This window comes from Nonomuraea sp. NPDC005650 (genome assembly GCF_040605375.1).
Taxonomy (GTDB): Bacteria; Actinomycetota; Actinomycetes; order Streptosporangiales; family Streptosporangiaceae; genus Nonomuraea.
In genome coordinates, this window is the sequence record NZ_JBEXCR010000024.1 from 27,703 (window position 1) to 52,875 (window position 25,173).

Genomic DNA, 25,173 nt, shown 5'->3' on the forward strand with positions numbered 1-25,173 from the left:
CGCCGGCCTGGACCGCCAACGATCGGGCCGGGCAGCTTTGGGGGAACTGCCCGGCCCGATCTATGCGTAAGCTCCCCTTACGTGAAGAAAGTCCTCATTGACTGCGACCCCGGCATCGACGACGCGCTCGCCCTGGCCCTGGCGGCCGGATCCCCTTCCCTGGACGTGGTGGGCGTGACCACCGTGGGCGGCAACGTAGATCTCTCCTTGACCACCGCGAACGCCCTCGCCCTGCGGGAGTTCCTGGAAATGGGGGATGTCCCCGTGACGCCGGGCAGCGCCGGCGCCCTGCTGGGCGAGGCCGTGCGCGCCACCCGCGTGCACGGCACCACGGGCCTGGGCGGCGCGGTGCTCCCCACGCCGCAGCGGGGGCCCTCCGACGGCCACGCGGTGGACTTCATCGTGGACACCCTGAAGGCCGCCCCGGGCGAGATCACGCTGGTGGCCGTGGGCCCGCTGACGAACATCGCCCTCGCCGTACGCCGCGAGCCGCGCGTCGTGGAGTGGGCCCGCGAACTGGTGATCATGGGCGGCTCGTTCACACGCGGCAACTCCAACCCGGCGGCCGAGTTCAACATGCTGGCCGACCCGGAGGCGGCCGCCATCGTCTTCGGCGCCGGGTGGACGGTGCGGATGCTGGGGCTGGACGTGACCTTGTCCGCCGTGGTGACCTCGGACGTCCTGGACCGGATGCGGCCCCTCGGCAAGCTGGCCGAGCTGCTGGTGCCGGCCGCGCAGTTCTACGGGGTGGTGACGGCCGAGGGGGGCCCCGCCATCCATGACGCGTGCGCGGTGGCGTACGTGCTCGACCCCTCCCTCTTCACCTGCGTCCCCGCCGTGGTGAACGTCGAGACCGCCGGGCTGTACACGCGGGGGATGACCGTGACGGACTTCAAGGTGAGCGAGCAGGACGCGAACGCGCTCGTGGCCACGTCGCTCGACGTCAAGGGGTTCTGGGACCTGGTGCTGGGAGCGTACGGGAGGTTGGCGGGGCGGCTCGGATGATGTGCGGGCAGGGCTCAGCGGCTGATACAGTTACACCTGTTGCGCCGCTAGCTCAGTTGGTCAGAGCAGCTGACTCTTAATCAGCGGGTCCGGGGTTCGAGTCCCTGGCGGCGCACAGCGAAAGCCCAGGTCACCCAGGTGGCCTGGGCTTTTTTGATCGTACCGGAGGCCGGGCTCAGCCGCCGGCGCCCGGCCGCAGCAGGCCCGTCTCGTAGGCGGCGGCGACGGCGGCCGCGCGGTCGTTCACGTCGAGCTTGGCGAAGATGTGCAGCAGGTGCGTCTTCACGGTGGCCTCAGTGATGAACAGCTTCTTGGCCACCTCGCGGTTGGTGGCGCCCCGGGAGATGAGCGACAGGACCTCCAGCTCGCGGGGGCTGAGAGGCTGCTGACGCGGCGCGCGCAGCTTCTGCGCCAGCACGCCGGCGACGGAGGAGGACAGCACGGTCTCGCCGCGCGCCGCCGCCTGCACGGCGCGGCGCAGCTCGGCGCGCGGGGTGTCCTTGAGCAGGTAGCCGGTCGCGCCCCCCTCGATGGCCGGCAGCACGTCCGCGTCGTCATCGAACGTGGTCAGCACGAGCACGCGCACGCCGGGCGCCTGCTCGCGCAGCCGGCGGATGAGCTCCGCGCCCGTCATCCTCGGCATGCGCAGGTCGGTGAGCACGACGTCGGGGTCGGTCCGCTCCACCACGGCCAGCGCCTCGAGCCCGTCGCCCGCCTCCCCGACCACCTCGAACCCGTCGCCGGTGAAGATCCCGCGCAGCCCGTCGCGGACCACCGGATGATCGTCCACGATGATCAGCCGAATCGGCATGTCTCACCCGGCGTTTCCGGATCGGCCCGACGGCTCTTCTGCGGGAACGGCGGGGAGGGCGGGGAGGGTGGCGGAGACGCCGGTGCCCTCGCCGGGGGCCGACTCGATCTGGAAGTCGCCCGCCAGCCTGGTCACGCGCTGGCGCATGGAGAGGAGGCCGAAACCGCCCGTCTCTGAGGCGGGCGCGGCCGGGCGGCCAGGTGGCTCGGGGGCGAAACCGGCTCCGTCGTCGCGTACGTCCAGCACCACGACATCTTCCATGTACGACAGAGTGAGGGCAACCCGTCCGGCCGAAGCGTGCTTGGCGACGTTCGACAGCGCCTCCTGCGCCACCCGCAGCAGGGTGACCTCCACCTCCGCGTGCAGCGGCCGGGCCTCGCCGGTGACCTCCACGGACGAGGGCACGCCGCCGGCCCGCGACCACTTGGCGGAGACGTCCCGGAGGGCGGCGGGCAGCTGCGACCCGGCCAGCGGCGCCGGGCGCAGCGCCTGCACCGAGCGGCGGGCCTCCTGCAGGCTGTCCCTGGCCAGCGTGCGGACCGTGTCGAGGCGGGCGCGGGCGGCCTCGACGTCGTCGAGCGCGTCCTCGGCGGCCTCCACCTGGGTGACGATGGCGGTCAGGCTCTGCGCGATCGTGTCGTGGATCTCCCTGGCCAGCCGCTGCCGCTCCCCGAGCACCCCGGCCTCGCGGGCCCTGGTCAGCAGCTGGGCCTGCAGGTCCGCGTTCTCCGCCGCGAGGGCGGCCAGCTTCGCGCCGGTCTCCTGGAGTTGCGCGATCATCACTCTGCGGCTCTCGTTCTGGTCGGAGATGGTCTGGACCACCAGGCCGACCGTGGCGGCGACCAGCGTCGCGACCAGGAACGAGAAGAGCAGCTGACCCGGGCTCCGCCCGGCCTCCGGCCGCGTCGAGACCAGCACTCCGGCGGTCGCGACCACCCCGGCGTAGGCCCACCAGCGGGGCAGCAGCGCGAAGGACTGGATGAACACCGCCGGACCGGCCACCGTGAACACCGAGTCGATGCTGACCAGCGCTCCGACGACGGCGAGCAGGCCGACGAAGTAGACGAGCGCGACGGGGCGGCGCCTGGTCCACTCCGGGTGCGCCCCGACCAGGTACCAGTGCCAGGCCACCCCGATCAGCGCCAGGACCAGCGTCTCCAGCCGCCAGTCCCGCAGCAGGGAGAAACCGGCAGGGAGCGCGATGAACAGGTAGGGCAGGAAGGGCCAGACCCGGTCCCACCGGGAAGGGCCGGGGCCGGCGGACGTGTCCACCGGCCCCGGCCCGACGCCGCTCACCACCGGAAGGCCTTCACGGCGACGCCGCCGGCGACGAGGCAGATCGCGATCATGATGGCGAGCGACAGCGGGGAGGCCGCGTGGCCCTCCCAGCCGTCGCGGATCGCCTGGACGGCGGGGGCCATGGGGGTCAGGTCGCCGATCGCCCGCATGCTCTCGCCCATGGTCTCGCGCGGGATCACCGCGCCGGAGATGAAGACCATCGGGAAGAACAGGCTCAGCCCGATCACGGTCGCGGCGCGTCCGGAGGGGACCACGGCCCCGAGGAGGAAGCCGATGCCGCTGAGGCTCAGCGCGGCCAGGAGCCAGGCCACGACCACGGCGCCGAGGTCGGCGGGGGTCGTCAGGTCGTAGGCGACGAGGCCGATGGCGACCAGCAGCACCGTGCCGAGCACGGCCAGCAGCATGTGCGCGACCCATTGGGCGCCGAACAGCATGCCGGGCGAGGCGGGGGTGGCCAGCAAGCGCTTCAGCACCCGGCGCTCGCGGTGGTTGGCCAGGGTGGCCGGCAGGATGACCAGCGCCGCCAGGCCGATGACGAAGACGCTCAGCATCGGCACCGTGGCGTCCACCGCCGGCAGCCCGCCGGGAAGGGGTTTGCCGCTGCGCAGCTTGACCCAGAGCATGATCACCGGGAAGGCCAGCGCGAAGAACGCCGACATCGGATCCCGCACGATCAGCTTGAGCTCGACTCCGATGGTCTGGGTGATGCCTCTCATCATGCCGCCTGCCCTTCCGTCAGCGCGAAGTACGCGTCCTCCAGCGATTCGGCACGCCCCTGGGCGATCAGCTCGCCCGGGGTGCCCTGGGCGATGACGCGGCCGTGATCGATGATCGCCATCCGGTCGCACAGCGCCTGGGCCTCGTCCATGAAGTGGGTGACCAGCACCACGGTCACGCCGCGGTCGCGGATGCCGCGGACCAGACCCCACGTCATGCGGCGGGCGGCGGGGTCCAGGCCGGTGGTGAGCTCGTCGAGGAAGACCACCTCGGGGTTGCCGACCAGGGCCAGCGCGATGAACAGGCGCTGCTTCCAGCCGCCCGACAGGCTCGCGAAGCTGGAGCGCCGCCGCTCGGTCAGCCCCCACTCCTCCATGAGCACCCGCCAGTCGGCGGGCCTGTCGTAGAAGGAGGCGTACAGCTTCAGCGCCTCGCCGACCTTGAGCGCGTCGGGAAGGGCCGCTTCCTGTAACTGGACGCCGATGCGCGGAAGCAGCCGGCGCCGGTCCGCCCGCGGGTCCAGCCCCAGCACGCGCAGGACGCCGCCGTCGCGGTCACGCAGGCCCGACGCGCACTCGACGGTGGTGGTCTTGCCCGCTCCGTTGGGGCCGGCGATCCCGAAGATCTCGCCTCTCTCCACCTTCAGGGACACGTTCTCCAGGACCTGCCTGCCTCGGTAGCTCTTGCTCATGCCCTCGATCTCGATGACTGTCATGTCTAAGAGCATCATCGGGGCCGGCGGCCGCCAACATCCTCCGAACGGTTGATAGGGGGTCAGCCCGTCGTCGGGATAAAGCCGAGCTCATATTGAATCGCGGCTTTCCCACCCCTAGCGAACCCTTAAACGGTCATGCGCCGAGATCTAGGAGTTCGCGGCGCGCCGGCCGGCTCCGGCGCCGGACGACCCCTACCGCCGCGTACCGCCACCAGGGGACGGCTCCGATATAGGGGGGTCATGGGGTAACCGGGAATTGCCGACCGTGTGACACTCGGGATGTGCTGTTAATCACATCCAGGGGAAAGGCCCGGACGTCATGAAACGCATACGGCTGAGAAAGGCCACACGGATCACGGTGCGAAATGAGGAGCCGGACACGCGCACCCCGTCCGGCCGGCTGCTGCGGTTCTAGGAGCTCCGGATGACGAGCGAGATCACCGCGCCGGCCCTCGGCCTGGCCACGCTGCTCGACCAGGACCCCGCCTTCCGCCTGCACGCGGGCGGAAAACTGGAGACGCGCCCCTCGGTGCCGGTGCGCGACGCCGGCGACCTGTCGCTCGCGTACACGCCGGGGGTGGCCCGCGTGTGCACGGCCATCGCCGAGCGGCCCGAGCTGGCCGACGACTACACCTGGCGGTCCAACGTGGTCGCCGTGGTCACCGACGGCACCGCCGTGCTCGGGCTCGGCGACATCGGCCCGGCCGCGGCCATGCCGGTCATGGAGGGCAAGTCGCTGCTGTTCAAGCAGTTCGGGGGCGTGGACTCGGTGCCCATCTGCCTGGACTGCACGGACGTCGACGACCTGGTGGACACGATCGTCCGCCTGGCTCCGTCCTTCGGCGGCATCAACCTGGAGGACATCAGCGCCCCGCGCTGCTTCGAGGTGGAGCGCCGGCTCAAGAAGAGGCTGGACATCCCGGTCTTCCACGACGACCAGCACGGCACGGCGATCGTGGTGCTGGCCGCGCTGCGCAACGCGGCCAGGCTGACCGGCCGGCGGCTGTGGGACCTGCGGGCCGTCGTGGCCGGCGCGGGCGCCTCCGGGCTCGCGGTCGCCGGCACCCTGGTCAGGGCCGGCATCGCCGAGGTCGTCGTGTCCGACAGCAGGGGGGTGATCCACCAGGGCCGCAAGGACCTCAACACGTACAAGGCGCTGATCGCCACCTGCACGAACCGGTCGGGTCACACCGGCACGACCGAGGAGGCCATGGCGGGGGCGGACGTCTTCGTCGGCCTGTCGGGCGCCACGGTCAGCGAGCGGGCCGTCGCGTCGATGGCGCCGGACGCGATCGTGTTCGCCCTGTCCAACCCCGAGCCGGAGATCCACCCGGAGATCGCGCGGGAGCACGCCGCCGTCGTGGCCACCGGGCGCAGCGACTTCCCCAACCAGATCAACAACGTGCTCGCCTTCCCCGGCGTGTTCAGGGGCGCCCTGTCGGCGCGGGCTGTGGAGATCACCGAGAACATGAAGCTGGCCGCGGCGCACGCCCTGTCCACCGTGATCGAGGAGGAGCTGTCGGTGGAGCGGATCATCCCGGAGCCGTTCGACCCGCGGGTGGTGCCGGCGGTGGCCGCGGCGGTGGCCGACCAGGCCCGCCGCGACGGCGTGGCCCGCCTGCGTGGCCTTTGACGGCCCGCACAGGCGGGGCGCACCGGCTGGGCGCCCGGCTCCGTCTGGAGGCCGGGCGCGGGACGGGGTCAGGCGTAGTAGCCCTCGACGGGTACGCGTGCCTCGTCGTACAGGGCCGGACCTTCGGCGGGCGCGTCGACGAAGGCGGTGCCCGGCGGCTTGAGGCCGTCGAGCTGCTCGCCGGACAGCGCGTAGACGACGCGCCCCAGGCCGGAACGGGCGATCGCGCCCGCGCACATCCCGCAGGGCTGGCAGCTGGTGTACATCGTGGTCGTGGCCGCGGCGGCGGGGTCGAGCTCCCGGGCGGCCCACCGGGCCAGCTTCAGCTCCGGGTGCGCGGTGATGTCGCGGTCGGTGAGCGAGCTGTTGCGCTCCTCGACCAGGATCGACCCGTCCGGGCCGGCCAGCAGCGAGCCGAACGGCGGGTTGCCGCCGGCCCGGGCCTCCGCGGCCAGCTCGATGGCACGGCGCAGGAGCTTCTCTTCGTCGTGGGTCACGCTCATCCTCCGATCACGGGCATCTGGCCATATTTTCCACCGGCCGCGGAGGCACTGACCACACGGGGGTCACGTCTCCTGGAGGCGGCGGATCATGGCCTGCTTGGCCGCCGCGAACTCCTCGTCTGTCAGCACCCCGGACCGGTGCAGCTCACCGAGCTCCTTCAGTCGGCGCAGGACCGCGTCGTGCACGTCGTCGGAGACGGGCGGCGGCGGAGGCGGCGGCAGCTCGGCCTCCCGCGGCAGCCGGGCCAGCACGGCCGCGGCGACCAGGGCGGTCGTGCCGCCGAAGCGCTGGATGCCCCACGACACGCAGTGGAGGTCCTTCTGCGGCGGCTGCGCGGGTCCCTCGTCCTTGACGCGGAACCGCAGCGTGCCGTACCCCATGCCGGACTGCGGCTTCCACTCCACCCCGGCCACGTCCGACAGCGGGAACTCCTGCGGCCCCGCCTTCTCCTTCTCCGTGCTCGCGAACCCGGTCCACTCCAGCCGCACCCGCTCCCCGTCGAAGAGCGCGGTGCCGTCGCCCGCCGTGGCCGAGACGGGCACGGAGGGACCGGGCAGGAGGTAGTCGTCGCAGGCGGCGGTGGGCGTCTGGTAGACGAGCAGGGTGTCGCGGACCTCGTCGGCGAAGTATTCGGCCGCGCCCGCGCGGCTCTTGGGGACGGTCAGCCGGTAGGGGTCGGCGGGCGGGCCGAGCAGCCCCGCCACCGCGTCGGAGAGCGGGTCGGCCCCCTTCCGCAGCCGCATCCGCACGTGGCCGCCCTTGCGCGACGGCTCGAACGCCATGCTCGCGATCGCCTCCAGCGGCACCACGACCTCGCCCAGCGTCCTGCGCAGCTCGTGCACGCCCTTGTCGCTTCCGGGGACGATGCGCAGAAACTCGCCGTTGAACGTCCACGAGCCGTCGGCGACGGCGATCTCGGCCATATTCTCAGCCTAGGACACGCGGGGTCGAGGGGAGCGGGATGGAGATCTTCACGAGCTGGTCGTCCTGGGCGCAGGCGGAGGGCCCCCTGAGCGAGGCGCTTCCGCCCGGGACCACGGAGTCCCTGCGCGACGCGGTGGCGTTCGCCCGCACGCGGCACGGGGTGCAGCAGCGGCCCACCGGGCGCCCGTACCTGGAGCATCTGCTCGAGGCGCTGGAGGTGGCCGTGGTCGGCGCCGAGCTGACCGACAGGGACGTGCTCGTGGCGATCGTGCTGCACGACGTGCTGGAGGACACGCCGTGCACCGAGGCGGAGGTCGCGCGCAGGTTCGGCCCTGACGTGGCCGAGCTCGTACGGTGGGCGACCAGGCCCCGCGGGGTCGCGAAGGCCGACTACCTGAGCTCGCTCGTGCAGGCGCCGCTGCGCGCCGTGTTCGTGAAGCTGGCCGACCGGGTGAGCAACGTGCAGGAGCTGCAGCGGATGCCGTGGCGGTTCCAGCGGCGCTACTACCTGGAGACCGTCGCGTACATCATGCCGCTGGCCGGAGCCCACCCCTGGTTCGCCAGGTGGTACGGGGAGTGGCGCACGCGCTGGCATCCCCGCGTGGAGCGGCTCAGCGCCTACTAGCGGCCGATCCTGGCCACCCGGTTGCGTACGCCCTCGAAATGGGCGTGTACGGCGGCCACGGCCGCGGCCCGGTCGCCGGCCAGCACGGCCGTGTAGATGTCGCGATGGCGCCTGACCACGTCGCCCGGCGGCTCGTCGGGCGCGCCCAGCTCGTCGCGCAGCTGGTAGTAGACGTCCCAGAACGCCCCCAGGAGCTGGCTCACCAGCGGGTTGCCGAGCGGGCGGTAGAGGAGGTCGTGGAAGAGGCGGTCCGTCTCGGGGGAGACCGGCCCGGTCGGCGCCTCGGCCTCCATCCTGGCGATGACCTCGGCGACCGGCGTCAGGTCGACCTCGGGCCCCAGCTCGATGAGGCGCTCCACGAGGCCGCTCTCCAGGATCTCGCGGATCTCGACCAGGTTGGCCAGGTGGTTCCTGCCGTTCTGGAGGGTGATGCGGCTGTGGAAGGTCAGCTCGTCCACCAGCCCCGCCAGCGACATCCGGCCCACGAACATGCCGAAGCCGTGGCGGATGTCCACGATGCCGACCGCCTGCAGGGCCTTGAGGGCCTCTCTGACGGAGTTGCGGCTGACCCGCAGCTCCTCCATGAGCTCCGACTCGGTCGGCAGGGGGTCTCCGGCCACCAGCCCACGCCGGACGATCAGGTCCTTGACGCCCTCCTGGGCCTCGACGGCACGGCTGGGCCGCGCCGGACGCGGGACAGTGGCCATGAAAATTCCTTTCGCCGGTAGGTAACATTCCGGAAATCTTCTGTTGACCTCAAGCCGGGGCAGCATCTAGCGTCCACGTTACGGTAAAGATAGGACATGGGATGTCCCACGTTCTACCCCTCAGGAGGCATCCGTGAGCTCTGAGTTCAGCCGCCGCGACTTCCTGCGTTACAGCGGGGCGACGGGTGCTGCGGCGTTCGTCGCGGCGACACTCTCCGCGTGTTCCGGCGGCCCGGCCTCGACCGGGTCGGTCGGCGCCGGATCCAACAAGGACCTGATCACCGCAGTCATCGGATACGGCAACGACCAGAGCTGGGATCCGACGCAGACGGCGTCGGCATTCGCGATGGCGGGGATCCAGCACATCTACGAGGGGCTGCTCGACACCGACCCGATCACGCGCGAGCCGTACCCGGCCCTGGCCACCGCCCTGCCCACCGACCTGAACGCGACCTCCTGGAAGTTCACGCTCAGAGACGGCGCCAAGTGGCACGACGGGCAGCCGGTCACCGCCGACGACGTGGTGTTCACCTTCGAGCGGATCCTGGGCCCGGAGAACGTCCTGGCCGGCAACTTCTTCAAGTCCTGGCTCCAGGAGGTGAAGAAGGTCGACGACAAGAACGTCGAGCTGGTCTTCAAGTTCCCCTTCCCCGACGCGGCACCCAGGCTGACCATCGCCAAGATCCTCCCCAAGCACGTGTTCAGCCAGGCGGGCGCGTGGGACAAGGCCAAGAGCGGCATGACGATGGGCTCGGGGCCGTACAAGCAGACCGCCCACAACCCCAAGTCCAACACCACCTTCGAGGCGTTCGACGGCTACAACGGCCCGCGCCCGGCCACGGCCAAGAAGATGAACTGGCTGACGATCGTGGACGCCGCCGCCCGCGTGGCCAAGATCTCCGGCGGCTCGGCCGAGGCGCAGATCGCCGACAACATCCCCTACGCCAACGTCGACCAGCTCAAGCAGCAGGGTCTGACGGTCGAGGGCGGCAAGGGCATGAACCACATGTTCCTGATGTTCAACACCGGCGCCAAGCCGTTCGACGACATCCGCGTCCGCCAGGCCCTGCACTACGCGATCGACAAGCAGAAGATGATCGACGTGGCGCTCAAGGGCCACGGCACGGCCTCCACTTCCTTCCTCAACGAGGGCAACCCCGACTACAAGCGGGCCTCGGTCGTCTACGACTACGACCCGGACAAGGCCAAGGCGCTGCTGGCCGAGGCCGGGGTGAAGGATCTCACGATCAACCTCATGGCCGTGAACGTGAGCTGGATCGCGGACTGCCTGCCCACGATCGCCGCCTCCTGGGAGGCCATCGGGATCAAGACGACGCTGGAGCCGCAGGACACGGCCGCGCTGTTCGCCAAGATGGACCAGTTCCAGGACTACCAGGTGGTCGCCGCCGCCTCGAACCCCAACCAGTTCGGCATGGACGCCGACCTCATCCTGCACTACAACTACGTACCCGGCGGCCTGTGGATGAAGTACAGCCACTGGGACGGCACCGCGGACGCCAAGAAGCTGTTCGCGATGATGGACGAGGCCAGCAAGGAAACCGACAAAGCCAAGCGGACCGAAGTTATCCACAAATATCTGGACTTCGTGGCTGAGCAGGCGATCCTCTACCCCGTCGTCCACAACGAGCTGATGACCGCCTGGGACCCGAAGAAGCTGTCCGGCATCCGGGCCCAGCCCTACCCCGGCATCAACCTGCTGCAGGCCAAGAGGACATGACGCTCGTCGCCAGGATGCTGCTGCGGCGGCTCCTCATGCTGATCCCGCTGCTGCTCGGCGTGGTCGCGTTCGTCTTCATCGTGATGCGCTTCTCCAACAGCAAGCCGGAGTACGCGTACTTCCAGGGAGCGAACCCGACCCCCGAGCAGATCCACCAGTTCCAGCTCGAGAACGGCCTGCTGGACCCGCTGCCCCTGCGCTATGTCCGGTTCGTCGGCGACCTGGCCCGGGGTGACATGGGCACCAGCGTGCTCACCAAGCAGCCGGTGGTGGACTCCATCACGACCGCGCTGCCGCTGACGCTGCAGCTGACGTTCCTGGGCCTGGCCGTCGCGGTGGTGCTGTCGCTGGTGTTCGGCGTCACCGCGGCGCTGTTCCGCGACCGCTGGCCGGACCAGGTGATCCGCGTGGTGTCGCTGATCGGGGTGGCGGCGCCGTCGTTCTGGCTGGCGCTGCTGATGATCCAGTACCTGGCCGTCGGCCAGGGCCTGTTCCCGACCGGCGGCTACATCAACCCGGCCGACTCCACGACCGGCTGGCTGCAGTCGATGACGCTGCCCGCCCTGTCGCTGTCGCTGCCGATCGCCGCCCAGCTCACCCGCATCATCCGCACCTCGATGGTGGAGGAGCTGGACCGCGACTACGTGCGCACCGCGATCGGCAGCGGCCTGCCGCCGATCGTGGTCGTCGGCAGGAACGTGCTGCGCAACGCCCTGATCACCCCGCTGACCGTGCTCGGCCTGCGCATCGGCTACCTGATCGGCGGCACCGTGGTCATCGAGACCATCTACGGCCTGCCCGGCATGGGCCAGCTCATGATCAGCGCCGTGCTCAACGGCGACCCGGCCGTCGTCCAGGGCGTGGTGCTGACCATCGCGGTCGGCTTCATGGTCGTCAACCTGGTCGTGGACATCCTCTACCTGCTGGTCAACCCCCGCCTCAGGAGCGCCTCATGAGACGTGGACTGACGGAACGGCTCTCCCGGCCGGGCAGCGGCCTGCGCCGCCTCAAGCCCCTGTCGTGGGTCGCGGTCGGCATCGTCGCCGTGGTCGTGCTGGGCGCGCTGCTGGCGCCGTGGATCGCGCCGCACTCGCCGTACGTCCAGGAGGCCACGGGCGGCGGCCCGTCGGCCGCGCACTGGATGGGCCTCGACAGCGCCAACCGCGACATCCTGTCCAGGCTCCTGTACGGGGCCCGCTGGTCGCTGATCATCGGCCTCGGCGCGACCGGGCTCGCCCTGGTGGCCGGGGCGATCGTCGGCGCGACCGCGGCCACCTCGCGCAGGGCCGTGGACGAGACCATCATGCGCGTGCTCGACATCATCATGGCCTTCCCCGGCATCGCGCTGGCGGCCGTGCTGGTGGCGGTGTTCGGCGGCAGCATCCCGGTGCTGGTCATGGCCATGGCCTTCCTCTACATGCCGTCCGTCGCCAGGGTCGTGCGGGCCAACGTGATCGCCCAGTACGGCGAGGACTACGTGGCGGCCGAGCGGATCATCGGGGCGCGCACGCCGTACATCGTCGTCAAGCACGTCGCGATCAACTGCGCGGCGCCGGTGCTCGTCTTCTGCACGGTCATGGTGGCCGACGCGATCGTGTTCGAGGCGTCGCTGTCGTTCATCGGCGCCGGCGTCCGCCCGCCGAACCCCTCCTGGGGCAGCGTCATCGCCGACGGCAAGAACCTGGTGCTGCTCGGCGGCTGGTGGGCCACGGTCTTCCCCGGCCTGATGATCCTGCTGACCGTGCTCGCGCTCAACATCCTCTCGGAGGGCATCTCCGACGCCTGGGCCGCGCCCGCCGCCCGCAGGGCCGTCCCGAAGAAGGACGACGCGTTCGAGCGGGCCAGGCCCGGGTCCGGCGAGGTCGTCGAGCTGCCGGGGCTGGCCGAGGCCGCCCGCAGGCTGGCCGAACGCGCCCGCCCGCTCCCGCAGGGCCCGCCGATCCTCACGGTGGAACGGCTGCGGATCGGGTTCGCGGACGGCGTGGACATCGTGGACGGCATCGGCTTCGAGGTGCACCCGGGCGAGGTGCTCGGCCTGGTCGGCGAGTCGGGCTGCGGCAAGTCGCTGACCGCGCTGACCATCATGGGCCTGCAGCCACGAGAGGCCCGCGTCAGCGGCCACGTCCGCTTCGACCAGCGCGAGCTGCTCTCGGAGTCGCGCAGCGCCCGCCGCCGCCTGCTCGGTCACGAGATGGCGATGGTCTACCAGGACGCCCTCTCGTCCCTGAACCCGGCCATGACGATCAAGGCCCAGCTCAAGCAGCTCACCCGCCGCGGCGGCCGGCGCACCCCCGCCGAGCTGCTCGAACTCGTCGGCCTCGACGCCCGCCGCACCCTGTCCGCCTACCCGCACGAGCTGTCGGGCGGGCAGCGGCAGCGGGTGCTGATCGCGATGGCGCTGTCGCGCGACCCGAAGCTGATCGTCGCCGACGAGCCCACCACCGCGCTCGACGTCACCGTCCAGGCGCAGGTCATCGAGCTGCTGCTGAGGCTGCGCGAGGAGCTGGGGTTCGCGCTGATCCTCGTCTCGCACGACCTCGCGCTGGTCGCCGACGTCACCGACCGCGTGGTCGTCATGTACGGCGGCCAGATCGTCGAGACCGGCGCCACGGCGACCCTGGTCGGGGCGCCCGCCCACCACTACGCCCGCGGCCTGCTGGGCTCGGTGCTGTCGCTGGAGTCGGGCGCCGAGCGGCTCACGCAGATCCCCGGCGTGGTGCCCGCCCCGGCCGACTTCCCGCCCGGCTGCCGGTTCGCCGACCGGTGCCCCATGGCCACGGACGTGTGCCGTACCGAGGCTCCGGTGCTGACGGGGGACACCACGCACGCGGTGGCCTGCCATCATCCGGCGCTCGTAGGGAGTGAGCAGCGTGCTTGAGCTGAAGAACGTGCACGTCGTGCACAAGGCCCGCTCGGGCGGCCTGTTCTCGCGGGACCGCGTCCACGCGCTGACCGAGGCCGACCTCGCGGTGAGCCCCGGCGAGACGGTCGGGGTAGTGGGCGAGTCGGGCTGCGGCAAGTCCACGCTGGCCAGGGTGCTGGTCGGCCTGCAACGGCCCACCCAGGGCACCGTGAGCTTCCGCGGCAAGGACCTGTGGGCGCTGAAGGAGTCCGAGCGGCGCGCGCTGATCGGTTCGAGCGTCGGGATGATCTTCCAGGACCCGTCCACGGCGCTCAACCGCCGCCTGCCCGTCAGGCAGGTGCTGCGCGACCCGCTCAACGTGCACCGCCGCGGCACCCCCGCCGAGCGTGACGCCCGCGTACGCGAGCTGCTCGACCTGGTGGGCCTGCCCGCCAGCGCCGCCGACGCGCTGCCCAGCCAGCTGTCCGGCGGGCAGCGCCAGCGCGTGGCCGTGGCCAGGGCGCTCGCGCTCGAACCCGAGCTGGTCGTGGCCGACGAGCCCACCAGCGCGCTCGACGTCTCGGTCCGCGCCCAGATACTCAACCTGCTGCTCGACCTGAAGGAGCGGCTCGGGCTCGCGCTGGTGTTCGTCTCGCACGACATCCAGACGGTACGCAGGATGAGCGACCGCGTGGTCACCATGTACCTCGGCAGGATCGTCGAGCAGGCGCCCGCGCAGGCCGTGCCGATGGGCGCCCGCCACCCGTACACGCGGGCCCTGTTCTCCGCGACCCCGGGCCTGATCTCGCCCATCAACCCGATCCCGCTCGTGGGCGTGGTGCCCTCCGCCACCAAGCCGCCGAGCGGCTGCCCGTTCCGCACCCGCTGCTGGCGGGCAGATCACCTCTGTGCCGAGGACTGGCCCGCGGCGCAGACCGAAGGCGACCACCTTTTCCACTGCCACCACCCGGTGGCGGCGGGAGCGACCGACGTAGAGCTGATCCAGGAGCGTGTATGACTTTGACCGGTGTCATTCCCCCGGTTTGCACCCCCTTGACCCCTGACTACGAGGTGGACGCCGCCTCGCTGGTCCGGCTGGTCGACCACCTGCTGGAGGGGGGTGTGGACGCGCTGTTCGTGCTGGGGTCGTCGTCGGAGGTGGCGTACCTGACGGACGCGCAGCGGCGGGTGGTGCTGGACACCGTGGTCGGCCACGTGGGCGGGCAGGTGCCGGTGCTGGCCGGCGTGATCGACATGACGACGCCGCGCGTGCTCGAACACGCGCGGGTCGCGGCCGAGGCCGGGGTGGCGGGGCTGGTGGCGACCGCGCCGTTCTACACGCGTACCCATCCGGACGAGATCCGCACCCACTTCCGGACCATCGCCGCGCGGGGCGGTCTGCCGGTGTACGCGTACGACCTGCCGGTTTCCGTGCACACGAAGCTGAGCGCCGAGCTGCTGCTCGGGCTGGCCGCCGAGGGCGCGCTGGCCGGGGTGAAGGACTCCAGCGGTGACGACGGCGGCCTGCGGCAGGTCATCCTGGGCCGCGAGGCGTCCTTCAGCGTGCTCACCGGGTCCGAGGTGACCGTGGACTCGGCGCTGTGGATGGGCGCGGACGGCGTGGTGCCCGGTCTGGGCAACGTGGACCCGCAGGGATACGTCGAGCTCTACCGGTGCGCGTCCCGGGGCGACTGGCAGGCGGCCAGAGCGGAGCAGGAGCGCCTGGTCAGGCTGTTCGAGATAGTCCGTGTAGGCGGTTCACGCATGGGCGGCAGCTCGTCGGGCCTGGGGGCCTTCAAAGCCGCACTCCACCTACGCGGTGTCATCGACTGCCCGATCACCGCGCTCCCGCAGATTCCGCTCAACGACGACGAGGTCGGCCGGATCGGCAAGCTCCTCGCTGCCGCCGGACTGCTCTGAGCTATGCCGTTCCGGCCAGCTGGGCCACGTCGTCAGCGCCGTCCTCGATCAACTTCGAGGCCAGCACCGACAGGGCCCGCCCGGCGGCCAGCTCGTCCCCGATCCCCGGGACCGGCCGGTCGCCGGGGTTGCGTCGGGCGTGCGCCACGCTTTCGTGCCGTTTGCCGTCCGCGGTGAACAGCACCGCCGTGGCCGTGGTCACGGCGTCCTCGTCGTCCTCACTGATCCAGATCTGTATGTTCCACTGTTTGTACTCCATGGAGACCCACCTCCCTACCTTCGAGGGTCTCTCGGATGAGTCCAAAGGTAAAGGTCAGGGGGCCTGTTAGGGCCTGCCGCCGGTCATCTGTCCACGCCGTCGGCGGGCCGCCGCAGCAGGCTCAGGTCGGCCCGCCGCGGCAGGCTCTCCCAGTCGCCCTGCGAGGTCACCGCGAACGCCCCCGCCGCGCACGCCGTGCTGAGCCGCTCCGCGGGCTCCGCCCCGGCCAGCCAGTCCGCCAGCCAGCCGGCCGCGAACGCGTCCCCGGCTCCCACGGAGTCCACCTCCGTCACCCGGTACGGCTCCGCCCGCCACACGACGCCCTCCGACAGCTCCATCGCGCCCCTCGCGCCGAACTTGACCAGCACGTGCCGCGGGCCGAGCGCCGCCAGCGCCTTGGCCAGCTCCTCGGGGCCCTCCACGTCGGCGATCAGCCGGCCCTCGGCCTCGGTCGCGAACAGCACGTCCACGTTCCCGACCGTCTCGCGCAGCCACGCCCCGGCCTCCTCGGGCGTCCAGAGCGCCTTGCGGAAGTTGACGTCCAGGGAGACGAGCACCCCGGCTGCCCGGGCCACGGCGATGGCGTGCCGTACGGCCTCGCGCGCCGACTCCGAGAGCGCGGGCGTGATTGCGGAGACGTGCAGCACCCTGGCCGACCTGATGAGCTCGGGGTCGAGGTCGGCGGCGCTCAATCGGGAACCTGCGCTGCCCTTGCGGTAGTAACGCACGTCGATGAGGTCGGCGGTGCGCCTGCCCTTGATCATCAGCCCGGTCGGCGCGCCGGGATCGGGGATGGCCCGCACGTCCACGCCCTCGCCCGCCAGCGTGGCGCGGATGAGGTCGCCGAACTCGTCGGCGCCGACCCTGCCGACCCAGGTCACGCCGTGCCCCAGCCGGGCCACGCCGATGGCGACGTTGGACTCGGCGCCGCCCAGGCCCAGGTCGAAGTCGCGGGCGAAGCGCAGCGGCCCGGTACGGCGGGCGGCGAACAGCGCCATGGTCTCGCCGAAAGTCACAAGGTCGATCACCGGTTTGTGCATGGCTGCAGCCTAGTGTCCGGGCTTGGACGGCTTGTCGGAGATCGAGATTTCGTGTTTGTCCCCCGGGGCCAGGAACTCCAGCAGCCTCCGCGCCTCCGCCTCGACCTCCTCCAGCACCGGGATCGGCGTCCACTGGTGGACGGTGAGCGTGGAGGTGCCCTTGGCGCGGGCGACCGTCCAGTCGCCGGCGGTGAAGCCGTCCACCAGGATGACGCGCGGCACCACGTTCGTGCCCACGTAGCCCTGGAGGGCGGCCCGTCCCGTGTCGTCGATGACCCGGGAGCGGTCGGCGTGCGACAGGAACAGGTTGTCGAAGTCGTACATCAGCCGCACCGGCGCCGGGGCGTCCTCGCCGGGCCGCGCGGCGTCGGGGAGGTCGTACAGGGTCAGGCCGGACTCGTCCCTGAAGCGGACCAGGTCGAGCGACTCGACCACCTCGCCCAGCCGGGTCAGCCCCGACCACGTCTGCACGTCCATCACCGACGCGGGCCCGAAGGCCGCGAGGTAGCGCAGCACCAGCTCGGCCGGGGTCATCGGCGGCGCCTCGACGTCCAGCCAGGACTCGGCGCTCGTGTGCGCGACGGGCCCGCTCCTGCCCCACAGGCCCCTCGGCGGCACCTGTACGAGCGGCACCAGCCACCGCACGCCCTGGCCGAGCGCGTGCGGATCGTTCGACGGCCACCGCTCGGCCAGCTTCCCGCCCAGTTCGGCGAACGTCATGGGCCGCTCCTCCAGCAGCTCCCGCGCGGTCGCCGCCAGCTCGTCCAGATCGACTCCCTCCAGCCTTTTGCCGAACGTCGACCTGGTCATGCGCCCGATGGCGGGCTGCAGCAGCGGCCGGACGGCCAGGCAGTCGCGGGCGGTGACGAGGTGGATCGTCCCGCGCTGCAGCGCGATGCGGACGAGCTCGCGCGAGAGCAGCAGGTCGGCGGCGTCGGCGGGCTTGAAACCCTCGACGCGGGTCCACAGGCCGGTGTACCAGGTGTGCGGGGTCTGCGCCTGAAGCCCGCCGAGGTGCTCGACGACCTCGGTCACGGTGTTGCCGGTGCGGCGCAGCAGGTGTTGCCGGTCGAGCGTGGCCCGGTTGAGCGCTCTGCGGCTGATGAGCGGATCCATGGTCCAAAGGTAGGGGTTATTGCGGTCTGTAACAGACCGCAATGGTGCGCTGATCGAACGAAATCAAAACGATCACTTCGAAAGGCATAGGATCGGGAGCATGTCCGTCGAGCAGCGCCACCGGCTCATCCTCCGCCAGGTCCGCGACCGCGGCTCGGCCCGGGTGGCCGACCTGGCCGAGGCGCTGGGCGTCTCCGCCGTCACCCTGCGCAGGGACGTCGAGCACCTGGCCGCCCAGGGCCTGCTCACCAGGGTGCACGGCGGCGTAACCCTGCCCGCCGAGGCCCCCGCCCCGCGCGCCTCCGGGCTGACCATCGGCATGCTCGTCCCGACCGCGCACTACTACTACCCGGCCGTGATCAAGGGCGCCCAGGAGCGGGCGGCCAGGGCCGGGGCGCGCCTCGTGCTCGGCATCTCCCGCTACGAGGACGCCGAGGACCGCGCCCAGGTGCGCCAGCTCGTCAAGGGCGGCATCGACGGCCTGCTGCTCACCCCGAGCAGGCAGCCCGACGACTCCCACGCGGAGTGGCTGGCCGGGCTGCGCGTCCCGGCCGTGCTGGTGGAGCGCCGGGCGGAGCCGGCCGGCCCGGCCGCCACGCTCGACGCGGTCGCCTCCGACCATGCCCACGGCGCCTACCTCGCCGTGCGCCACCTGGCCGGGCTGGGCCACCGCGGGCTCGCGCTGGTCGCCTACCCCAGCCCGACCACGCCCGGGATCAGGGCGGGCCTGCTGGCGGGCGCATCGGCGCTGGGCCTGGACGCCCCCGCCGAGATCGTCATCGACCGCGACCGCACGGACGACCTCGTGGCGGGCGTGCTGCGCCTGGTGCGCGACCGGGGCGTGACGGGCCTGCTCGTGCACAACGACGAGGACGCGCTCACGCTGGTCAGGCACCTGGGCGCGGCCGGCGTGGACATCCCGGGCGAGGTGTCGCTGGTCGCCTACGACGACGAGGTGGCCGCGTTCTGCTCGCCCTCGCTCACCGCCGTGGCGCCGCCCAAGGAGGAGGTCGGGCGCTGCGCGGTGGACCTGCTGGTCACCCGGCTCACCGCGGACGCCGCCCCGGTCGGCCGCCACCTGGCGCTGCTGCCCGAGCTCAGGCCCCGCGAGTCGTCCGCACCCCCTTCGTTATGATCGATTCGATCGTATTGATTGCGGGGGGAGCGATATGAGCGGATCACGGCCGAAGACGCTGCTGGCCATGGGGCGACCGGTGGCGGCCCGGCTCGTCACCGGCGAGGTGCGCGACCGCCTGGTCGGCATCGCCGACGTCGATCCCGGCCTGGTGGCCGAGGATTTCGCCGACCCGGCCGTGGCCGAGGCGCTGGCCGGCGCCGAGGTGCTCTACACGAGCTGGTGGTGCCCGCCCGTTACGGCGGACGTGCTGGCCAGGGCGCCCAGGCTGCGTGCGATCGTGCACGCCGCCGGCACGGTGAAGCACCACGTCACCGAGGCGTGCTGGGAGCGCGGCCTCCTCGTGTCGTCCGCCGCGGCGGCCAACGCCGAGCCCGTGGCAGAGTTCACGCTGGCCTCGATCCTGTTCGCCAACAAGCGCGTGCTCGACATCGCCGGGCTCTACCGCGAGCAGCGGACGCGGATCGACGCGGACGGCCGCTTCCCCGGGTTCGGCAACTACCGGCGCACGGTCGGCATCGTCGGGGCCTCCAGGATCGGCCGCCGGGTGATCGAGCTGCTGCGGCCGTTCGAGCTCGACGTGCTGGTCGCGGACCCGTACCTGACGGAGGACCTGGGCGTGCCGCACGTCGGGCTGGACGAGCTGATCGAGCGGTGCGACGTGGTCAGCCTGCACGCGCCTTCGCTCCCGGAGACCCGGCACCTCATCGACGCGGCCCGCCTCGCCCGCATGCGCGACGGCGCCACGCTGATCAACACCGCCAGGGGCGCGCTCGTCGATCAGGACGCGCTCGTCGCCGAGCTGGCCGGCGGGCGGCTGTACGCGGTGATCGACGTGACCGAGCCCGACCCGCTGCCCGCCGACTCGCCCCTCTTCGACCTCCCGAACGTCCTGCTCACCCCGCACATCGCCGGGTCGCTCGGCGGCGAGCTGCCCCGCCTGGCCCACCAGGCGCTCGACGAGCTGTCCAGGTACGCCCAGGGCCTGCCGTTCCGGTACGGCGTCGAAGCGGGGTCGCTGGCGATAAGCGCGTAATGCCCGTTCTGTCGGGGTCCGATGGCGCGGGCACCGGGACGGCCCTACGCTGCTCTGCATGCACAAACGGGTGATCGACGGCCGCTTCGAGCTCAACGAGCGGCTCGGTGGCGGGGGCATGGGCCTGGTGTGGCGGGCCTGGGACGTGGCCCTGCACCGCGAGGTCGCGCTCAAGGAGGTACGCCCGCCCGACCCCTCCATGGACGAGCAGGACCCGGCGGGCGCCCGCGAGCTGCGTGCCAGGGTGCTGCGCGAGGCCCGCGCCCTGGCCCGGCTGAACCATCCGCACGTGGCCACCATCCACCACATCGTCGACCCCGGCGAGGAGGGCTACCCCTGGATCGTTATGGAGCTGGTCACGGGCGGCTCGCTCCAGGACCGCATCCAGCGCGGGCCCATGCCGCCGCACGAGGTGGCGCGCCTGGGCCGGGAGGTCCTGTCCGCGCTGCGGGCCGCGCACGCCGTCGGCATCCAGCACCGCGACGTCAAGCCCGCCAACGTCCTGTTACGCGAGGACGGCCGCTCGGTGCTCACCGACTTCGGCATCGCGGCGGTACGCGAGTCCACGAGCCTGACGGCCACCGGGTCGTTCATCGGCTCGCCCGAGTACATGGCGCCCGAGCGCATCAACGGCGTCGAGGGCGACCCGGCCTCCGACTTCTGGTCGCTCGGCATGATGCTGTACGTGGCGGTGGAGGGGCGGCACCCGCTGCGCAGGAGCACCACGCTGGCGACCCTGGCAGCCGTGCTCAACCAGGAGGTGCCGCCGGCTGAGCGCGCCGGAGCGCTCAGCCCCGTGCTGGGCGCGCTGCTCAGACGAGATCCGGCGGCCCGCCCCGACGCGGAAAGCCTCGACCGCATGCTCGCCGCGGCGGCCGACCCCGGCGCGGCGCCGCCCCCGATGCCCGCCGCGCCCGGCCCGATGGGCCCCGCGATGGGCCCTTTCATGGGCCCTGGCCCGGGGATGGGCCCGGGGATGGGCCCTGGGATGAACCCGGCGGCGTCCGGGCCGCACGGAGCCCATACGGTGCCGCCCATGGCCGGTCACACCGGGCCTCCCATGGCCGGTCACACGGGGCCGCCGGCGTCCGGGCACACCATGCCGCCCGGGTACGGGCACGCGCCGCGGCAGCCCCCGTGGGGCCCGGCGCCGATCCCCAAGGCGACCACCGTGAACTCGCGCCGCCGTCGCAGCAGCACCGCCCGCGTCGTGGGCATCGTGACGCCGGTCGTCGCAGTCACGGTGGTGGGCGTGCTGGTGTGGCAGCTGGTCCCCTCCCAGACCAAGGACACCACGAGGGACGACCCGAAGACGCCGTCCACCTCGCGGGAGGTCGCCGATCCCGAGGATTCCGAGTCCCCGAGAGCCAGCACGCCCGCCACGCCGGGCAACCTGCACACCGCTTCGGGAATGCGGTCGCTGATCGCCAAGATCAAGTCGGAGCTCGGTGGCACCAAGGTCGTCAGGATGACCGTGTACCCCACGTACGCCTCGATTGAGGCACCGCTGAAGAGGGACAAGGAGCTCTACGACACGTACTACTACCGCGACGGCGAGATCACCCGCTCGAGCGCCGGAGGGAAGGTGAACACCCCTGTCGTGGACCTGCAGAAGTACAACTGGGACGCCCTCCCGGCCCTGCTGAAGAAGGCGAACACGGGCCTCGGCGTCCCCAGACCGAAGACGCGGTACCTGATCGTGGACCCCGACTACGCGTTCGCCAACCCGCGCCAGGTGCTGCTCGTCTACGCGTCCGACGACTATCGCTCGGGCTACCTGGTCGCCAACCTCCAGGGCAAGGTGGTCAGGACCTACCCGAGCGACTGAGCGTCAGCAGACCTTCTGGTATCCGCTCTCCGGGATCAACCGGCTCCACTCCGCCCTGCTCAGCGCCCCGCCCGCCCTGACGCACACCTCCTGTGCCGCCAGCGCGGGGTCGACCGGGCTCTCGCGTACGGTGCCGTCGAGCCCGACGCCGCGCAGCCGCTTGCCGTCCTGGGTGAACGCCGGTCCGGCGGCCCACGAGCCGGCCTGGCCGACCTCCCGCATCGTGCCGGCGTCCCAGAGCGAGGTGCGGGCGGCGTCGATGGCCAGCAGGTCGCCGCCGGGGGAGAAGCGCAGCTCGTCCACCGGGGCCGTACCCGTCTGGATGGTGCCCCGCGGCTTCCGCTTGCGGATGTCCCAGAGGAGCACGTGCCCGCCCTCCAGCCCGAACGCCAGCGTGCGGCCGTCGGGGGAGAAGGCGAGCGCGGTCGGCGCGGGCGGGTCCTCGCCGGGGTCGGCGGACCGCTCGAGGTCGAGCGGGGTGATCGCGCCGGTGCGCAGGTCGACGAGCTTGGCCCCGGCGGCCAGCGTCGAGCCGTCGGGGCTGAAGGCCATCGCCAGGTCGCCCGCGCCCTCGTACGCCTTGATGCGCTTCCCCTTGCGCACGTCCCAGGTCTCCAGGGTCCTGCCGCGCGCGGTGGCCAGCGTGTCGCCGGCGGGGGAGAGCGCCACGGCGAGCACGTCGCCGCCCGCGTCGATGGCGGCGACCCGCCGGCTGCTCGTCACCTCCCACACGGTGACCGGGTCGCCCGCGACGGCGAGCAGCCGGCCGTCGGCGTCGAAGGCCAGGTCGCCGGCGGCGGCGATGCGGCCGAGCCGCCTGCGCTCCACGGTGTCGGTGAGCTCGATGGAGTCGCCGACCTCCTTGGCGGCGACCCGCCCGTTGCCGGAGAAGGCGGCGGAGGGGGCGTCGGACGGCACGGGCAGGCCCGCGACGTCGAGCGAGACGACGGAGCCGGTGCCGCTGAGGTAGCGCAGCGAGTGGCCGTCGGCGGAGAAGGCCAGACCGCGTTCGGGGTTCCTGAGCGGGTAGGCGCCCGCGAGGCGGCGTTCGGCGACGTTCCAGACCCGGACCTCGCCGTCGCCCGGCAGGGCGAGCAGGCGCCCGTCGGGGCTGAAGGCGGGCGGGTCGGCCGAGGTGTGGCCCAGGGTGTCGGCTCCGACCACCTCGATGCCACGCACCGATTCGCGGGTCATGCCGTCGTTCGTCCGGAAAATCTCGGGCGCTCCGGACGCCGTGGGGTTCGGCGTGGTCGCCTGCTTGGGGCTGACGGGGTTCGGGGTCCTGGCCCCCACGAGCGTGACCCCGTCGCGCCCGGCGATGGCCAGCGTGGCCCCGTCGGGGCTGAACGCCAGGGCGGGCGCCGCCGCGTCCGCGCCGGTGGGCGGCTGGACCGTGACCGTGCCGGTCCTGGTCCGCCCGGCCAGCTCCCACAGCTCGACCCGCCCGCTCAGGCTGGAGAAGGCGGCCCTGGTCCCGTCGGCGGAGAGCGCCACCTGGCGGTCGGCGACGTCGAACAGCAGCCGTCCGCCCCGGTAGACCCTGGTCCTGTTGCCCTGGCCGATCGCGTAGGTGACCGGCTCTAAGGGCGCGCGCCCCGTGGCCACCTCGAACGGCCGGCCGTCGGCCCCCTCCGCGTACTTCCCGTCGTCGCTCAGCACGCTCCCCGCCGGCAGCGCGTACGAGCCGAGCCGCCGCCCGCGGCCCAGGTCCCAGGTGGAGACCGTGCCGGTGCCCCATTTGACCAGCTCGTCGCCGCGCAGCAGGTAGCGCGCCCGCAGGTCGGCGGCGGGGTCGGTGAACACCCCCAGCTCCGGCTGCACCAGCGAGGCCTGCAGCGCCGCCCGCGCCTCGAACACCGGCGACAGCTTCCAGGCGGCCACGCTCAGCCGCATCGCCGTACGCGGGTCCGCCGACCGCAGCGCCTCCGCCCTGGCGGCCACGGCCCGCGCGTTGGCCTCGACGAGCTGCCCGCGCAGCTGGTTCTGCCCGTGCACGGACACCACGGAGAGCGTCACGGCGATGGCCAGCACGGCGGCCAGCGCCGTCAGCGCGGGTGTTACCAGCCTCCTGCGCTGCTTGGACAGGGCCACGCTGTCGTTGACGAAGTCGCGTTCGAGCTGGTTGAGGCGCAGATGGCGGCGCTTGGTCGCGGCCCAGGCGAGCGCCGTGTCGAGCGCCTGACCGCGGAAGAGGTGGCTCCTGCCGCGCCGGTGCTCGGACCAGTGCCTGGCGGCGTCGCGGATCTCCCGGTGCGCCTGCATGCTCTCGCGCTCGTCCTCGACCCAGTCGCGCAGCCGGGGCCAGGCCCGGTAGAGGGCCGCGCTGGCCGGGGCCACCCGTTGGTCGCTGACCGCCACGAGCTTGCCCACCGGCGTCTCGGTCGGCGGCACGCGTACGCTGCGCCGCACCAGGAGACCCGCCTCCAGGAGCGGGCCGAGCACGTCGCCCTCGTCGTGCGGGCTGTCGCCGTCGAGCAGGCGCAGCAGCAGCCCCGGCACCTCGGCCTGCTGCCGCGGCGTGAGCGCCAGGTACGCCTCCTCGGCCACCTCGCCCAGCGACCGCGGCCCCGCATGCCCCGCGGGCGGCCGCACCTCGGCCTGGCTCTCGACGCGCAGCTCCCGCGCGGCCGGCCGGTCGGCGGGGTCCTTGGCCAGGGCGCGCCCGACCAGCTCGCGCAGCGGCTCCGGCAGCGCGCCGAGGTCGGGGTCGACGGTCAGCAGCCGGTGCATGACCCCGCCCAGGCTCTGCCCGCTGAACGGATCGTCCCCGGTGGCGGCGAACAGCACCACCGCGCCCCACGCGAACACGTCGGCCGCCGCCCCCGAGTCACGCCCGGTCAGGGCCTCGGGAGCCGTGTACGTGTACGTGCCGCCGGCCGGCAGGCCCAGCTCGATCACCTTGGGGCCGTCGGCGGCCAGCAGCACGCTCTCCGGATTGAGACCCCGGTGCGTCAGCCCCGCCTCGTGCAGCGCGCTCAGCGCGGTCGCCAGCGCCCCGGCCAGCGCGACCAGCTCGTCGCCCGTGTAGGGGCCGTGCAGCTCGACCGCACGTCGCAGGTCAGGTCCGTCCACGTATTCGCTCACCACGTACGGCACGCCCTCGTCGTCGCCGACAGCGACCACCTCCGCCAGATGGGGGCAGGTGACCCGCTCGAATCGGCGCCCGACCTCGCCACGCGGCACCGTCACCGCGAAGCGGCGGCCCTCGTCGTCGTACGCGTCGTAAACCACGCCGCGCCCGCCCGCGCCGAGTCTGGCCGCCGGCCAGAAGCCGCCGAGCCTCTCGGGGTCACCGGGCACCAAGCGCATCGTCACTGAT

22 protein-coding genes and 1 tRNA gene are annotated in these 25,173 nt (G+C 72.3%); 12 read left to right on the plus strand and 11 right to left on the minus strand.

The genetic code is table 11. The features are described 5' to 3' along the window. The first annotated feature begins 81 nt into the window (after positions 1–81). Entirely contained in the window at positions 82–1,005 is a 924-nt protein-coding gene (locus tag ABZS69_RS36470) for a nucleoside hydrolase (RefSeq protein WP_355380067.1), read from the plus strand. 41 nt (positions 1,006–1,046) lie between these two features. Beyond that, positions 1,047–1,120 (plus strand) — tRNA-Lys (locus ABZS69_RS36475). Positions 1,121–1,180: 60 nt separating this feature from the next. Here the strand turns inward: ABZS69_RS36475 and ABZS69_RS36480 are convergent. From ABZS69_RS36480 to ABZS69_RS36495, 4 genes are read right to left on the minus strand one after another with little or no spacing between them, the layout of a single operon-like run. After that, entirely contained in the window at positions 1,181–1,816 is a 636-nt protein-coding gene (locus ABZS69_RS36480; RefSeq protein ID WP_355380069.1) for a response regulator transcription factor, read from the minus strand. Positions 1,817–1,819: 3 nt separating this feature from the next. After that, the gene (locus ABZS69_RS36485) at positions 1,820–3,112 is read right to left on the minus strand and encodes a sensor histidine kinase (RefSeq protein ID WP_355380071.1); all 1,293 of its coding nucleotides are present in this window, start codon (positions 3,110–3,112) and stop codon (positions 1,820–1,822) included. Next, complete coding sequence (locus ABZS69_RS36490) at positions 3,109–3,834, minus strand: ABC transporter permease (protein WP_355380073.1); 726 nt, start codon at positions 3,832–3,834, stop codon at positions 3,109–3,111. Before ABZS69_RS36490 ends, ABZS69_RS36485 begins: the two co-directional genes overlap by 4 nt. Next, positions 3,831–4,547 (minus strand): ABC transporter ATP-binding protein, encoded by a 717-nt coding sequence (locus tag ABZS69_RS36495; RefSeq protein WP_355380075.1) that lies wholly within the window; start codon positions 4,545–4,547, stop codon positions 3,831–3,833. Before ABZS69_RS36495 ends, ABZS69_RS36490 begins: the two co-directional genes overlap by 4 nt. A gap of 424 nt (positions 4,548–4,971) precedes the next feature. Between ABZS69_RS36495 and ABZS69_RS36500 the strand changes: the two genes are divergently transcribed. After that, positions 4,972–6,180 (plus strand): NADP-dependent malic enzyme, encoded by a 1,209-nt coding sequence (locus tag ABZS69_RS36500; RefSeq protein ID WP_355380076.1) that lies wholly within the window; start codon positions 4,972–4,974, stop codon positions 6,178–6,180. A 68-nt stretch (positions 6,181–6,248) separates the two neighbouring features. Here ABZS69_RS36500 and ABZS69_RS36505 read toward each other — a convergent pair whose 3' ends face one another. Next, positions 6,249–6,677, minus strand: a complete 429-nt coding sequence (locus ABZS69_RS36505; RefSeq protein WP_355380078.1) for a nucleoside deaminase — start codon at positions 6,675–6,677, stop codon at positions 6,249–6,251. Between the two features lie 69 nt (positions 6,678–6,746). Further along, the gene (locus ABZS69_RS36510) at positions 6,747–7,607 is read right to left on the minus strand and encodes a DUF4429 domain-containing protein (protein WP_355380080.1); all 861 of its coding nucleotides are present in this window, start codon (positions 7,605–7,607) and stop codon (positions 6,747–6,749) included. 38 nt (positions 7,608–7,645) lie between these two features. Between ABZS69_RS36510 and ABZS69_RS36515 the strand changes: the two genes are divergently transcribed. Beyond that, entirely contained in the window at positions 7,646–8,233 is a 588-nt protein-coding gene (locus ABZS69_RS36515; protein WP_355380083.1) for an HD domain-containing protein, read from the plus strand. On the opposite strand, the gene ABZS69_RS36520 is transcribed toward ABZS69_RS36515, so the two are convergent. Then, positions 8,230–8,940, minus strand: a complete 711-nt coding sequence (locus tag ABZS69_RS36520) for an FCD domain-containing protein (protein WP_355380085.1) — start codon at positions 8,938–8,940, stop codon at positions 8,230–8,232. The two genes, ABZS69_RS36515 and ABZS69_RS36520, sit on opposite strands and share 4 nt — an antisense overlap. 133 nt (positions 8,941–9,073) lie before the next feature. Between ABZS69_RS36520 and ABZS69_RS36525 the strand changes: the two genes are divergently transcribed. The 5 genes from ABZS69_RS36525 to ABZS69_RS36545 are packed head-to-tail and all read left to right on the plus strand — an operon-like array spanning position 9,074 to position 15,440. Then, positions 9,074–10,678 (plus strand): ABC transporter substrate-binding protein, encoded by a 1,605-nt coding sequence (locus ABZS69_RS36525; RefSeq protein WP_355380087.1) that lies wholly within the window; start codon positions 9,074–9,076, stop codon positions 10,676–10,678. Continuing rightward, entirely contained in the window at positions 10,675–11,634 is a 960-nt protein-coding gene (locus ABZS69_RS36530; protein ID WP_355380089.1) for an ABC transporter permease, read from the plus strand. The genes ABZS69_RS36525 and ABZS69_RS36530 overlap by 4 nt, the downstream gene beginning before the upstream one ends. Beyond that, the gene (locus ABZS69_RS36535; RefSeq protein WP_355380091.1) at positions 11,631–13,556 is read left to right on the plus strand and encodes a dipeptide/oligopeptide/nickel ABC transporter permease/ATP-binding protein; all 1,926 of its coding nucleotides are present in this window, start codon (positions 11,631–11,633) and stop codon (positions 13,554–13,556) included. Before ABZS69_RS36530 ends, ABZS69_RS36535 begins: the two co-directional genes overlap by 4 nt. Then, positions 13,549–14,538 (plus strand): ABC transporter ATP-binding protein, encoded by a 990-nt coding sequence (locus tag ABZS69_RS36540; protein WP_355380093.1) that lies wholly within the window; start codon positions 13,549–13,551, stop codon positions 14,536–14,538. The genes ABZS69_RS36535 and ABZS69_RS36540 overlap by 8 nt, the downstream gene beginning before the upstream one ends. After that, positions 14,535–15,440 carry a dihydrodipicolinate synthase family protein gene (locus ABZS69_RS36545; RefSeq protein ID WP_355380096.1) on the plus strand — a complete coding sequence of 302 codons (906 nt, stop codon included), beginning with the start codon at positions 14,535–14,537 and terminating at the stop codon, positions 15,438–15,440. Before ABZS69_RS36540 ends, ABZS69_RS36545 begins: the two co-directional genes overlap by 4 nt. Position 15,441: 1 nt before the next feature. On the opposite strand, the gene ABZS69_RS36550 is transcribed toward ABZS69_RS36545, so the two are convergent. The 3 genes from ABZS69_RS36550 to ABZS69_RS36560 all read right to left on the minus strand — a co-directional run bounded on the left by ABZS69_RS36550 (position 15,442) and on the right by ABZS69_RS36560 (position 17,855). Next, complete coding sequence (locus ABZS69_RS36550; protein WP_355380098.1) at positions 15,442–15,699, minus strand: dsRBD fold-containing protein; 258 nt, start codon at positions 15,697–15,699, stop codon at positions 15,442–15,444. Positions 15,700–15,782: 83 nt separating this feature from the next. Further along, on the minus strand, positions 15,783–16,739 hold the full coding sequence (locus ABZS69_RS36555) for a sugar kinase (protein ID WP_355380100.1): 957 nt from the start codon (positions 16,737–16,739) through the stop codon (positions 15,783–15,785). Positions 16,740–16,748: 9 nt separating this feature from the next. Continuing rightward, positions 16,749–17,855 (minus strand): winged helix DNA-binding domain-containing protein, encoded by a 1,107-nt coding sequence (locus ABZS69_RS36560; protein WP_355380102.1) that lies wholly within the window; start codon positions 17,853–17,855, stop codon positions 16,749–16,751. Positions 17,856–17,955: 100 nt separating this feature from the next. Here ABZS69_RS36560 and ABZS69_RS36565 point away from each other — a divergent pair, with 100 nt between their 5' ends. The 3 genes from ABZS69_RS36565 to ABZS69_RS36575 are packed head-to-tail and all read left to right on the plus strand — an operon-like array spanning position 17,956 to position 21,854. Beyond that, positions 17,956–18,990, plus strand: a complete 1,035-nt coding sequence (locus tag ABZS69_RS36565; RefSeq protein ID WP_355380104.1) for a substrate-binding domain-containing protein — start codon at positions 17,956–17,958, stop codon at positions 18,988–18,990. Between the two features lie 34 nt (positions 18,991–19,024). Then, a complete protein-coding gene (locus ABZS69_RS36570; RefSeq protein WP_355380106.1) occupies positions 19,025–20,026 on the plus strand; it encodes a hydroxyacid dehydrogenase in 1,002 nt (333 codons plus the stop codon). Between the two features lie 58 nt (positions 20,027–20,084). Next, positions 20,085–21,854, plus strand: coding sequence for a serine/threonine-protein kinase (locus ABZS69_RS36575; protein ID WP_355380108.1), 1,770 nt, complete (start codon positions 20,085–20,087; stop codon positions 21,852–21,854). A gap of 3 nt (positions 21,855–21,857) precedes the next feature. On the opposite strand, the gene ABZS69_RS36580 is transcribed toward ABZS69_RS36575, so the two are convergent. After that, positions 21,858–25,154: a serine/threonine-protein kinase gene (locus ABZS69_RS36580; protein WP_355380110.1), complete on the minus strand. Its 3,297-nt coding sequence runs from the start codon at positions 25,152–25,154 to the stop codon at positions 21,858–21,860. Positions 25,155–25,173: the final 19 nt, after the last annotated feature.

Excerpts from the sequence above, each read along its gene's own strand:
- ABZS69_RS36480 (WP_355380069.1), bottom strand. The coding sequence starts at position 1,816 with ATGCCGATTCGGCTGATCATCGTGGACGATCATCCGGTGGTCCGCGAC.
- ABZS69_RS36490 (WP_355380073.1), bottom strand. The coding sequence starts at position 3,834 with ATGATGAGAGGCATCACCCAGACCATCGGAGTCGAGCTCAAGCTGATC.
- ABZS69_RS36495 (WP_355380075.1), bottom strand. The coding sequence starts at position 4,547 with ATGACAGTCATCGAGATCGAGGGCATGAGCAAGAGCTACCGAGGCAGG.
- ABZS69_RS36500 (WP_355380076.1), top strand. The coding sequence starts at position 4,972 with ATGACGAGCGAGATCACCGCGCCGGCCCTCGGCCTGGCCACGCTGCTC.
- ABZS69_RS36510 (WP_355380080.1), bottom strand. The coding sequence starts at position 7,607 with ATGGCCGAGATCGCCGTCGCCGACGGCTCGTGGACGTTCAACGGCGAG.
- ABZS69_RS36515 (WP_355380083.1), top strand. The coding sequence starts at position 7,646 with ATGGAGATCTTCACGAGCTGGTCGTCCTGGGCGCAGGCGGAGGGCCCC.
- ABZS69_RS36520 (WP_355380085.1), bottom strand. The coding sequence starts at position 8,940 with ATGGCCACTGTCCCGCGTCCGGCGCGGCCCAGCCGTGCCGTCGAGGCC.
- ABZS69_RS36530 (WP_355380089.1), top strand. The coding sequence starts at position 10,675 with ATGACGCTCGTCGCCAGGATGCTGCTGCGGCGGCTCCTCATGCTGATC.
- ABZS69_RS36535 (WP_355380091.1), top strand. The coding sequence starts at position 11,631 with ATGAGACGTGGACTGACGGAACGGCTCTCCCGGCCGGGCAGCGGCCTG.
- ABZS69_RS36545 (WP_355380096.1), top strand. The coding sequence starts at position 14,535 with ATGACTTTGACCGGTGTCATTCCCCCGGTTTGCACCCCCTTGACCCCT.
- ABZS69_RS36550 (WP_355380098.1), bottom strand. The coding sequence starts at position 15,699 with ATGGAGTACAAACAGTGGAACATACAGATCTGGATCAGTGAGGACGAC.
- ABZS69_RS36555 (WP_355380100.1), bottom strand. The coding sequence starts at position 16,739 with ATGCACAAACCGGTGATCGACCTTGTGACTTTCGGCGAGACCATGGCG.
- ABZS69_RS36560 (WP_355380102.1), bottom strand. The coding sequence starts at position 17,855 with ATGGATCCGCTCATCAGCCGCAGAGCGCTCAACCGGGCCACGCTCGAC.
- ABZS69_RS36565 (WP_355380104.1), top strand. The coding sequence starts at position 17,956 with ATGTCCGTCGAGCAGCGCCACCGGCTCATCCTCCGCCAGGTCCGCGAC.
- ABZS69_RS36570 (WP_355380106.1), top strand. The coding sequence starts at position 19,025 with ATGAGCGGATCACGGCCGAAGACGCTGCTGGCCATGGGGCGACCGGTG.
- ABZS69_RS36575 (WP_355380108.1), top strand. The coding sequence starts at position 20,085 with ATGCACAAACGGGTGATCGACGGCCGCTTCGAGCTCAACGAGCGGCTC.